This is a genomic window from Polaromonas sp. (assembly GCF_049790275.1).
GTDB lineage: Bacteria > Pseudomonadota > Gammaproteobacteria > Burkholderiales > Burkholderiaceae_C > Polaromonas.
Genome location: NZ_JBAQYR010000093.1, coordinates 1 through 6,548 on the forward strand (window position 1 = coordinate 1; position 6,548 = coordinate 6,548).

At 65.3% G+C, this 6,548-nt stretch carries 3 protein-coding genes and 1 pseudogene; 3 read left to right on the forward strand and 1 reads right to left on the reverse strand.

What is annotated here, in order from left to right:
- On the reverse strand, window positions 1-2,358 hold a 2,358-nt coding region (locus WA904_RS12740), incomplete at its 3' end, for a YhdP family protein (protein WP_425197497.1).
- 63 nt (window positions 2,359-2,421) lie between these two features.
- Between WA904_RS12740 and glnE the strand changes: the two genes are divergently transcribed.
- The 3 genes and pseudogenes from glnE to WA904_RS12755 form a co-directional block, all read left to right on the forward strand.
- On the forward strand, window positions 2,422-5,394 hold the full coding sequence (glnE, locus tag WA904_RS12745; protein WP_425197498.1) for a bifunctional [glutamate--ammonia ligase]-adenylyl-L-tyrosine phosphorylase/[glutamate--ammonia-ligase] adenylyltransferase: 2,973 nt from the start codon (window positions 2,422-2,424) through the stop codon (window positions 5,392-5,394).
- Between the two features lie 128 nt (window positions 5,395-5,522).
- A complete protein-coding gene (locus WA904_RS12750) occupies window positions 5,523-6,254 on the forward strand; it encodes a CerR family C-terminal domain-containing protein (RefSeq protein ID WP_425197499.1) in 732 nt (243 codons plus the stop codon).
- A pseudogene (locus WA904_RS12755) lies at window positions 6,251-6,548 on the forward strand (RND transporter); the annotation flags it as partial. The gene WA904_RS12750 and the pseudogene WA904_RS12755, both read left to right, overlap by 4 nt.

Genomic DNA, 6,548 nt, shown 5'->3' on the forward strand with positions numbered 1-6,548 from the left:
GGCCTGGCCGCCGCTGATCCCGAAACCCTTTTCGGTGAATGTCACCAGTCCCTTCGCCCGCGTCAGCTGTGGTGTGTCCGGGGAGAACTGCACGTCGTTGCCCGCCAGGCTGACACTGCCCTGCACCCGGGACTTGTCAATATCCGCCAGCGGCAGGCTGAGCGCTAGCTTGTAGTCGGCTGCGCCGGAAGCCACGGTTCTGGCCAGCGCCTTGCCGGTGATCCCGCCCAGCGGCGAGGTATTGACGAAGCCCACCGCCTCCGCCAGCGGGCCTTTGAGTTCGGCATCCACCTGCACCGTGGCTGCATGCATGAGGTCCGGAATACGCGCCTCGGCCTTGACCACCTGCAGGCCGGAAAAGCCGGCGACCCGGCCCGTCGCGCCATGAACCTGCATGGAAGCACGGTCGAAGACCAGCTCGCCATCCAGCTCGGTCAGTGCCGGCCAGGCGCCGGCTTCCCGCGGCTGCACTGATTTGGGCACATAGAAAAAATGGGCCTTGTCCACCTTGGCCGACACCCGGAATTCGCCCTTTTTGGGATCGGCAAAAGGCATGTCCTTGAGGTCGCCCTTGAGCTTGAACTTCACATCGCTGAGCGCGCCCTGCGTCACCGCATCGCGCACATAGTGGCGTACCGTGTCGGGCAGGATCAGCGGCAGGTAGCGGTGCACCCTGCTGCCATCACCCCGGCTGAGGCTGCCCTGCAAATCGAGCACGCCAGGAAAACGGCTGTCATGCGCGGCACCACCGGCAGACGGCCCAGCCGCGTCCGCGGTGTGCCAGCTCGCCTGTGCGCTGCCTTGAGCGTCGGCATTGGCGAATACCATGTTACGCAGCTGGACGTCGATTTTCGGGCCGTTCAGCTTCCATTGGGCATCCGCAGAGAACTGTTCCAGCAGCAACTGCGGGTCTTCAAAAATACCCGGCAGGTGGAGGGCTCCGTTGGCTATTTTCACCCGGGCCTGCCCGGCCTGGTGTGTCAGGTCGAAATCCACCGCGGCACCGCGCACACCCGGCCGGTCCCCGGCGGCAGGTGCCGCTGCCTGCGGCGCAATTTCAAGCTGCGTCACACGCCCTTTGGCCGAATAAGCGATGGGCGCATCCAGCTGGCCCTGCCACCGGGCCTCGATGACTTCCACCAGCCCTTTGGGCGCCAGCGCAGCAATCATCGAATGCGCGGCGTCCCCCAAAGGCAGCCGGTTGGCGATCAGTGCGAGGGCTGCCAGGTCGAGCTTGTCCGCCTTGATGTCGCCACGCGCCGGCGACTTGCCTTCGGCACCGGTGTAAACGATGGAGGCATTGCCGCCCGGCCACTGCAGGCCGTCGCGGGTGCGAAACTGCAATCCTTCGGTGGCGAAATCAAAACCGCCGGCAAATTGCCGGCCGCCGAAGCGGCCACCGACCGCCTGCAGCGCCAGGGGCTGCAGTTTCCGGCCCAGCTGCGCATCGACCTCCAGCAGCGCCACGTCGGCCGTTCCGCCGGTGATCTGCCCACCATCGACATCCACCCAGACCCGCAACGCGCCGCTGCCTGCCCGCAGGTCGATGCCCAAGGTGTCCAGGCTGGCGTAACGCTTGACTTCGGAAACATCGACACGGCCAAACTCGGCAAAAAGCTGGCCCGCCCACTGACGCCACTGCCCGGCACCGTCCGACCACAGCGGCTCGCGAAACATGCCGCGCAGGCTGAAGCGCTCGCCCCAGGCCGCTGGCGGCGTCGCATCCAGGCGCATCAGGTGACGCCGGCCCGGGTTGCGCAGGGTCCAGTCCACCTGGGTCAGGGCCAGTGGCGGCGCCTGTCGCAAATCGTCGGTCCAGCGCACTGTCCCGCCGCGAATGACAAATTCGGTTTGCGAGAAAAACCAGTCGGCGATGGCGCTGCTGTCCTTGCCCGGCTCAAGCGACACGTCCAGGCCGGCCACATAAATCTTTCCGTCCGCTGTGCGGTGGATATCGAGTTCGGGCTGGTCAATGTAGAGTTGCTCGAAGCCCAGACCCCACAATGAAGAGGGCGATATGGCTGCCAGGATGCGCGGCAGGCGCAGGGCTTCGCGCTCCCGGGCATCAAGCAGGACCACGTCGCGCAGCTCGAAAGAAGGAATCAGGCCTCCTGAGCGGGCCGTGATCTGCCCGATACGTACCTGTGTGCCCAACGCCTGGCTGGCCACTGTTTCGAGGCGCGGGCGGAACTCGCCGATTCGCGGCACAATCCAGCCGTGAAGTACGGCCCAGGCCATACCAAAAAGAACCCAGAACGCCAGCACCAGCCACAGGGCCAGACGCGCGGCAAGCGCGGCAAATTTGAGACGTCGGGAGGCAAGCGCTGGCTGGGAGGGTGTCGTTTGATCCATTGGCATGAGAATTATGACCTTCAGCGCTTCCGTCCGTTCCACGCCACCCAGGCAAGTTTAGTGATGTTCATGCCATCGAACGAACTTTCGGCCCTGCCAGAGACGGCATCGGGCCATTCCCGCTTCGTCCAGCGCATACGGCGGCGTTATGCGAAGCAGCTGGCCCTGTTGCCGGCCGGAGCGCCGGTGCGGGCCACGATGCTGACAGCCTATGAGGCCCTGCAGGTCCAGGGACTGGACACCGGTGCCGCCCTGCGGGTGTTGCGCCAGCTCGTCATGGAACGCCTGGTGGTTCTTGACTGTGATATCGCCCCCACGCTTGTCGCTTCGCGTACTACGCTGCCCCCCGAGGGGGCTGAACTTGCTCGGGGCGGCCCTTCGCTGCGTTCGGACTCCCCCACGCTTGTCGCTTCGCGTACTACGCTGCCCCCCGAGGGGGCGCTGCGCCTGCGGCCCGGCGAAGCCGGTTCCGCGGCCCCGGCTGATGGGGAACCCGCCCGCGCCCTGATCGCTGCGGGGGTGGCTCTGGAAGTCGTGACCCGAGCCATGACGGAGCTGGCAGAGCTGGCGCTGGACATTGCGATCTGTGCATCACGTCCGCCACTGGATGCCCTGCATGGCGTGCCCCAGGCGCCCGGCGAGCCCGGGGCGCGGGCCCAGCTGTGGGTCATCGGCATGGGCAAGCTCGGCGCCAGGGAACTCAACGTCTCCAGCGACATCGACCTGATCTACGTGTATGACCATGACGGGGAAACCACCGGCCAGGCAAGCGGGCGCGGCGTCATCTCCAACCATGAATATTTCGCGCAGCAGGTCAAGGCCATCTACAACCTGATCGGGGAAACCACGGAGCACGGCTTTGTGTTCCGGGTCGACCTTGCGCTGCGGCCCAACGGCAATTCCGGGCCGGCCGCGGTGTCGCTCAGCGCGCTGGAAGAATATTTCCAGGCACAAGGCCGTGAGTGGGAGCGTTTTGCCTGGCTCAAGAGCCGGGTGGTGGCGCCGCTTGAATGCATTCAAAGCGGTTCGGCCCAGGCATTGCGGGGCTCCGTGCTGCCTTTTGTGTTCCGGCGCTACCTCGACTACAACGTGTTTGATTCGTTGCGCATCCTGCACCGGCAGATCCGCGAACATGCGGCCAAACGCGCGGCGGGCCACCCCGAACGCGCCAATGACGTGAAAATGTCGCGCGGCGGCATCCGCGAAATTGAATTCACCGTGCAGTTGCTGCAGGTGGTACGTGGCGGACAGTTCCCCGAGCTGCGCACGCGGCCGACGGTGGATGCGCTGCAACGCGTGGCCAGCGCCGGCCTGATGACTAAGGCCACGGCCGAGGCGCTGATGCGTGCCTACGATTTCCTGCGGCGGGTGGAGCACCGCATCCAGTACCTGGACGACCAGCAAACCCACGTACTGCCCACGCGTGACGACGACCTGGCCTGGATCGCGCAGACCCTGGGTTACAGCAACTGTTGCGCCTTCCTGAGCGAGCTGGACACCCACCGGGAACTGGTGGCCCAGGAATTCGATACCCTGCTAGGCAAAAAAAGCGACTGCAAGGGCTGCGGCAAATCGGTCCCTGCGGCGCCCCAGGACCTGGAGGAGCTGCTTGAAAAGCTCGCGGATACCTTGCCTGACGGTTTCCGCGCCCGTCTGGAGCTGTGGCGAACACACCCGCGCGTGACGGGGCTGCGCGACGATGCGCGTGCACGTCTGGTCCGGCTGCTGCAGCGCACGGCCCAGTGGCTGACCGAAGGGCGTGTCGGCGAGGAAGCGGCCGCGCGCCTTCTCGACTGGATCGAGCCGCTGCTGCGCCGGGAAAGTTACCTGGCCCTGCTGCTCGAGCGCCCCGCCGTGCATGAGAGGCTGCTGCGCCTGCTGGGCGCCGCCAGATGGCCGGCGCGCTACCTGCTCCAGCACCCGGGTGTGATCGACGAGCTGGCCAGCGACGCCATGCTGCATGAACGTTTTGATGCCGCCGCCTTCATGCAGGAACTGCAGCAACGGCTGGCTGCGCTGCGCCGTACCGGCGAGGACGACGAGGAAACCTGCCTGAACCTGTTGCGCCGCGCGCACCATGCCGAAGTTTTCCGCACCCTGGCGCGCGACGTCGAAGGAGCGCTGACGGTCGAGCAGGTCGCCGACGACCTCAGCGCATTGGCCGAAGCCGTGCTCCAGGTCACTACCGACTGGTGCTGGCAGCATCTGAAAAACCGCCACCGCGAGGCGCCGCAATTCGCCATCATTGCCTACGGCAAGCTGGGCGGCAAGGAACTCGGCTATGGCAGCGACCTCGACATCGTGTTTGTCTACGAGGACGAGGACGAAAGGGCTCCCGAGGTCTACGCGGCCTTTGTGCGCAAGCTGATCAACTGGCTGACCATCAAGACCGCCGAGGGCGACCTGTTCGAGATCGACACGGCCTTACGGCCCAACGGCAACTCGGGGCTGCTGGTCACCCGTTTCGAGGCCTATGCGAACTACCAGCAGCAGCGCGGCAGCAACACCGCCTGGACCTGGGAGCACCAGGCCATCACCCGCGCGCGCTTTGTCCTCGGCGCTGAATCGCTGCGCCAGCGGTTTGACCAGGTGCGCCTGGCCGTGATCACCGCCCCGCGCGACATCCCCGCGCTGAGCCGGGAAATTGTCACGATGCGCGAAAAAGTGCGGGCGGCCCACCCGACCAAAGATGAAAAAGCCGGCAGAAAATTCGATGTCAAACACAGCCCCGGCGGGATGGTGGACGCCGAGTTTGCCGTGCAATTCCTGGTGCTGTCAGAGTCGCGCAAGCACCCAGAGCTGGTCGACAACGTCGGCAACATCGCCCTGCTGCAGCGCGCCGAAGCAGCAGGGCTGCTGCCACCTGGCCAGGGCGAAGCCGCTGCCGGTGCCTACCGCGAGCTGCGCCGCGTCCAGCACCATGCACGCCTCAATGAAGAGCCCACCCAGGTGGTCCCGCCGGCACTCCAGGCTGAACGGGACGCCGTACTTGCCGTGTGGGTCACCGTGTTTGAAGACGGCCGCGTGCCAGCCACCGCCTGACGGCCATCGGCGCGGACACGGGGCGTTTTCCGCCCTCCTCGTGCCCGGCACATTGTCCACGGATGTATTCAATTGAAACAATTGTCTTAATTAAATCAATCGTTTGATTTACGTGCTCCAATCGGCACATGAAATCCGCCTCTCTCACCTCGCCAGCCGCCGCCAGCGCCAGCCCGGAGGTCCGCAGGCAGCGTTCCGACGGTGCCGAGGCCAGGTCTCACCTGCTGCTCACCGCCTTGCGGCTGTTTGCCGAAAGGGGTTTTGCCAAGACCTCAACACGTGAGATTGCGTTGGCAGCCGGGGTGAATATTGCCGCCATCAGCTATTACTTCGGCGACAAGGCCGGGCTCTATCGCGCCGTGTTCACCGAACCCATGGGCAGCGCCAGGGATGACATCGCGGCGTACGACCAGCCCGGCTTCACCTTGCGGCAGTCCTTGCAAGGTTTTGTCGCCAGTTTTTTGAATCCGATGAAACAGGGCGAGTTCATCCAGCAATGCACCCGCCTGCATTTTCGCGAGATGCTGGAGCCCACCGGGGTCTGGGCTGAAGAACTCGACCAGGGCATCAAGCCCGCCCACGCCGCGCTGGTGGCCGTGCTCGGCCGGCACCTGGGTGTCACCCGGCCCGATGATGATTTGCACCGGCTGGCCTTCAGCATCACCGGTCTGGCCTTGCAGATGTACGTTACCCGCGACGTGATAGAGAGCGTGCGGCCGCAGCTGCTCGCCACGCCGAAAGCAATTGACCTGTGGGCGGCCCGCCTGGTGGATTTTGCCGAAGCCATGGTCGCTGTTGAACTGGCAAGGCGCCAGTCCCTTACCGCTCCCAAGAATCCTTCAAAGAAGAACAGGACATGAGAAAAACCCGCTTGATCGCCTCTGGCCTGGTGCCGTTGCTGCTGGGCGCCTGCGCGCTGCATTCACCACCCGACGAGGTTTCTGCCAACACGCCCTCGCAGTGGTTCGCCCCATTGCCCACGCAAGTCCAGACGGCAGGGCTTCCGCACAACGGCACGCTCACCGACCTGACCCAGTGGTGGCAGCAGCAGGGCGACCCGCTGCTGGTGGAACTGATCAGCGCCGCGCAGGCTGTGAGCCCCACCGTGGCAACAGCGCGCTCGCGCATCGAGCAGGCCCGTGCCACGCGGGTGG